Annotated in this window: 4 protein-coding genes; all 4 read right to left on the bottom strand. The window is 51.5% G+C overall.

All coding sequences use genetic code 11. From position 1 onward, the window contains the following. Positions 1-137 precede the first annotated feature (137 nt). Positions 138-425 (bottom strand): 30S ribosomal protein S20, encoded by a 288-nt coding sequence (locus ENN66_03725; protein HDS15716.1) that lies wholly within the window; start codon positions 423-425, stop codon positions 138-140. A gap of 157 nt (positions 426-582) precedes the next feature. Further along, on the bottom strand, positions 583-1,452 hold the full coding sequence (locus ENN66_03730) for an ATP phosphoribosyltransferase (protein HDS15717.1): 870 nt from the start codon (positions 1,450-1,452) through the stop codon (positions 583-585). An 18-nt stretch (positions 1,453-1,470) separates the two neighbouring features. Next, positions 1,471-1,857, bottom strand: a complete 387-nt coding sequence (gene hisI / locus ENN66_03735) for a phosphoribosyl-AMP cyclohydrolase (protein HDS15718.1) — start codon at positions 1,855-1,857, stop codon at positions 1,471-1,473. A 24-nt stretch (positions 1,858-1,881) separates the two neighbouring features. Beyond that, the gene (gene thiC, locus ENN66_03740) at positions 1,882-3,171 is read right to left on the bottom strand and encodes a phosphomethylpyrimidine synthase ThiC (protein ID HDS15719.1); all 1,290 of its coding nucleotides are present in this window, start codon (positions 3,169-3,171) and stop codon (positions 1,882-1,884) included. Positions 3,172-3,286 lie beyond the last annotated feature (115 nt).

The raw sequence follows: 3,286 nt of genomic DNA on the forward strand, positions 1-3,286 counted from the left end.
CACTGGCAAAGATCAGTAAAGGAGAACGCCGGAAATCAGCCCACAAAAAAAAGCACCTCTTTGCCTTGGCAAGAGGTGCTTTTTACACAAACGGGAAACTGCATCGACTTAACTAAAGCCGACCTCTGAATAAACGCTCAACCGGCCGTCACGACAGCGGCCCGACTCCGGTTCATAAAGGCGGTAACCCGGGAAATTTTACGAGCAGCCGTCTTTTTATGAAGAATACCCTTGGTCGCGGCCCGATCTATGGCGGATACGGTCTTACGATGGACCAGCGCCAAAGCCTCGCATTCATTTTCCTCGGCGACCGCGCCGTAGAAAGTCTTGATCATGGTTTTCAATTGAGAGTTCGCCTGCCGATTACGCAGACGCCGCTTTTCACTCTGTTTGATTCTTTTCAAAGCCGATTTATGATTTGCCAAAACTCTTATCCTCCGAATATTGCATCCAAAAAGCCGTAAGCTTAAAATTAGTCTCTTCCATTCCGAAAAGCTGCCCTCTCCCCTAATGAAGGGCAAGCAGGTAGCAGAAATACACTATCATGTCAAGTCCTTTATCAAAAAGGAGGCTGTTGCGGCTCTACTCGATGTACTTACTCAAAGGAAATTCAACTATGCCATGCGCCCCCAAGGCCTTCAAGGTCGGCAGGATATCACGAACCACTGATTTTTGTAAAACCACGAAAAGGTCCACCCAGTTTTCATCCATGAGGTTGGAAATAGTCGGCACCTTGGCCGGCGGCAGAAGCTTGATGGCTTCCTGAAGTTTACTCTTTTCAATATTGAACATGACTCCGACCCGGCTACGGGACTCAAGGGCGCTCTGTAAAAGCATGATCAAACGCTCAACTTTTTCTTTTTTCCAGTCCACGGTCAGGGTTTTATGATTGGCAATCAAGACCGTAGTAGTTTCCAGGACCGTATCAAGTATTTCAAGGTTATTGGCCTTGAGAGACGAGCCGGTTTCAGTAATTTCTATAATCGCATCCGCCAGATGCGGCACCTTGACCTCGGTCGCGCCATAGGAATACTCAACCTTGGCCGCAACACCGTTTTCCGCCAGATATTTCCGGGCCAGATTAACCACCTCGGTGGCAATGGTCTTGCCTTCGAGATCCTTAACCCCACGAATCGCACTGCCCTCCTTGGCGGCCAGCACCCAACGAACCTTGTTAAAGGTTGCTTTGGCATACTGCAATTCAGTCATCTCAACGACATCGGCCCCATTTTCGACCACCCAATCATGTCCGGTGATACCGATATCAAGAATACCGCTTTCCACATAACGCGCCATCTCCTGAGCCCGAATCAGCATGCATTCAATCTCCGGATCATCAATTGACGGAAAATATGAACGGGAGCTGGTGGTTATCTTGTAGCCGGCGTTTTTAAAAAGATCGATGGTCGCGTCCTGCAGTGACCCTTTCGGGATACCTACTCGTAATTTCATTTTGTTTCTATCCTTTGTCTATTTCTTGCCGTAGACCTTTTCCGGGTCAAAGACCTTTTCCGTTTTAATGATCTTCTCGCTGCCATCAGACTCCACCCGAGTATAAAAGCAGCTGTTATAGCCGACATGGCAGGCGGCCCCACCGATCTGTTCGACCTTTAGAACAACCGCGTCCCGGTCGCAGTCGACCAGAATTTCCTTGACCACCTGGACATTGCCGGATTCTTCCCCCTTACGCCAGAGTCGCTGCCGACTGCGGCTGAAATAACAGGCCCGACCACTTTTTAAGGTTTCCTCCCAAGAGGCCGCATTCATAAATGCCAGCATCAAAACCTCGCCGGTCTGATAATCCTGAGCCACCGCCGTAATCAAACCATCTAATTTACTAAAATCCAAAGGCTTCATTTTCATCTCACCTATTCCCTGTCATCATTTTTGCGGATGCAGATACGCATCAACCTTTTTCACGGCACAGAATTCACCACACATGGTGCAGACCTCAGCGTCAGCCGGCTGGCTCTGTTCACGCCGAGCCCGGGCCCGCACCGGATCAAGAGCAAGCTCAATTTGTCCCGGCCAATCCAATTTTTTTCTTTTCTCCGCCATGCGGCGATCCCAGTCCAGCGCCCCGGGCAGCCCCCGGGCGATATCACCGGCATGAGCCGCAATCAAAGAAGCGATTACCCCTTCCCGCACATCCTCGACATTGGGCAGACAGAGATGTTCCGCCGGGGTGACGTAACAAAGAAAATCCGCTCCCGCTGCGGCCGCCACCGCCCCGCCGATCGCCGCCGTGATATGGTCATAGCCCGGAGCGACATCGGTTACCAAGGGCCCGAGAACATAAAAAGGAGCGCCTTTGCAGAGAGTTTTCTGGATTTTCATGTTACTTTCAATCTGGTTGAGAGGCACATGTCCCGGCCCCTCTATCATAACCTGAACCCCGGCCTGCCAAGCTCGATCAGTTAACTCACCCAGAAAAATCAATTCCTGCAGCTGCGGCCGATCCGTGGCATCGGCCAGACACCCTGGCCGCAAGCCGTCGCCCAGACTCAAGGTCACATCGTACTTCAGAGCAATTTCCAAAAGCCGGTCATAATATTCAAAGAAGGGGTTTTCCCGGTCATTGTAAATCATCCACTCGACCATGAAGGCCCCGCCGCGGCTGACAACATCCAGCACCCTGCCACATTCTCTGAGACTTTCCAGGGTCCGCCGGTTAACGCCGCAGTGAATCGTCATAAAATCGACCCCGACCTGGGCCTGGCGTTCAATCACGGCAAACATTTCATCAACCGTGACATCGCCGAAAAAGCCGTGTCTTAGCACCCCTTCCTGCGCCACCCGGTAAATCGGAACGGTCCCCAGCGGCACACGGCAATGCTCAAGAATGGTTCGCATCACCTGGTCAAGATCGCCTCCGGTACTCAGATCCATGACCGCATTTGCGCCACAGTCGATCGCCGCCTGCAGTTTAGCCAATTCATTTTTCAGATCGGAAACATCGGATGAGGTTCCGATATTGGCATTAACCTTGACCTTGAGTCCCTGACCGATGCCGTAGGCCTGAAGGTTCTGATGATTACGGTTAGCGGGAATCACGATTTTCCCCGCAGCAATCCCGGCCAGCAGATCGGATTCCGAAATCGTCTCATCTGCAAGAACCTGCTTCATTTCTGAAGTAATCTCGCCCCGACGGGCGGCAAGCATCTGCGTCATATGATTTACAACCCTTCAGGCTGAGGCCAGTCCTCGACTCCCAGCTTAAATTTGAAATAATTTTGCCCTGACATTCAATGCCAACACGTCTAATGCGGAAGCAAACCCCGCACCC

This window comes from Pseudomonadota bacterium (assembly GCA_011049115.1).
Taxonomy (GTDB): Bacteria; Desulfobacterota; Anaeroferrophillalia; order Anaeroferrophillales; family Tharpellaceae; genus DSCM01.

What these genes read in the sequence shown, in the direction of transcription:
- ENN66_03730 (HDS15717.1), bottom strand. Translation starts at nt 1,452, where the DNA reads ATGAAATTACGAGTAGGTATCCCGAAAGGGTCACTGCAGGACGCGACC.
- hisI (HDS15718.1), bottom strand. Translation starts at nt 1,857, where the DNA reads ATGAAGCCTTTGGATTTTAGTAAATTAGATGGTTTGATTACGGCGGTG.
- thiC (HDS15719.1), bottom strand. Translation starts at nt 3,171, where the DNA reads ATGACGCAGATGCTTGCCGCCCGTCGGGGCGAGATTACTTCAGAAATG.